This is a genomic window from Erwinia typographi, from assembly GCF_000773975.1.
GTDB lineage: Bacteria > Pseudomonadota > Gammaproteobacteria > Enterobacterales > Enterobacteriaceae > Erwinia > Erwinia typographi.
Map to the genome: position 1 here is coordinate 1 of NZ_JRUQ01000130.1, position 1,037 is coordinate 1,037.

General features: G+C 58.2%; 1 protein-coding gene. It reads left to right on the forward strand.

What is annotated here, in order from left to right:
• Window positions 1-1,037, forward strand: a 1,037-nt coding sequence (gene tssC / locus NG99_RS27285) for a type VI secretion system contractile sheath large subunit (RefSeq protein WP_034900038.1), incomplete at both ends; no start/stop codon positions are given.

Here is a 1,037-nt window from a genome sequence, read left to right on the forward strand (position 1 = left end):
GCGGAGTACGACAGCCCGGGCGGGGAGCCGATTGGCGCGCTGATATCCGACTGGGAGTTTGACGCCTCCGCGCAGGATGTGGCGCTGCTGCGTAATATCTCCAAAGTCTCCGCGGCCGCCCATATGCCGTTTATCGGCTCCGCGGGTCCGCAGTTCTTCCTTAAAGACTCGATGGAAGAGGTGGCGGCCATTAAAGATATCGGTAACTATTTTGATCGCGCCGAATACATCAAATGGAAATCCTTCCGTGATACCGACGACGCCCGCTATATCGGCCTGGTGATGCCACGGGTGCTGGGTCGCCTGCCGTATGGCCCGGACACCGTACCGGTACGCAACTTCAACTACGTGGAAGAAGTGAAGGGCCCCGATCACGACAGGTACCTGTGGACCAACGCCTCTTTTGCCTTTGCGGCCAATATGGTGAAGAGCTTTATCAGTAACGGCTGGTGCGTACAAATCCGTGGCCCGCAGGCTGGCGGCGCGGTGCAGGATCTACCGATCCACCTGTACGACCTGGGCACCGGCAATCAGGTGAAAATCCCGTCGGAAGTGATGATCCCGGAAACCCGCGAGTTTGAGTTCGCTAACCTGGGCTTTATTCCGCTGTCTTACTATAAGAACCGCGACTACGCGTGCTTCTTCTCGGCCAACTCCACCCAGAAACCGGCGCAGTACGACACGGCAGATGCCACTGCCAACAGCCGCATCAACGCGCGTCTGCCGTACATCTTCCTGCTGTCGCGTATCGCGCATTACCTGAAGCTTATCCAGCGTGAAAACATCGGTACCACCAAGGACCGCCGCCTGCTTGAGCTGGAGCTCAATACCTGGGTACGGGGACTGGTGACGGAAATGACCGATCCAGGTGACGAGCTGCAATCTTCGCACCCGCTGCGCGATGCCAAAGTGACCGTAGAAGATATCGAGGACAACCCGGGCTTCTTCCGCGTCAGGCTGTATGCGGTGCCGCACTTCCAGGTGGAAGGCATGGACGTCAATCTGTCGCTGGTCAGCCAGATGCCGAAAGCGAAAGC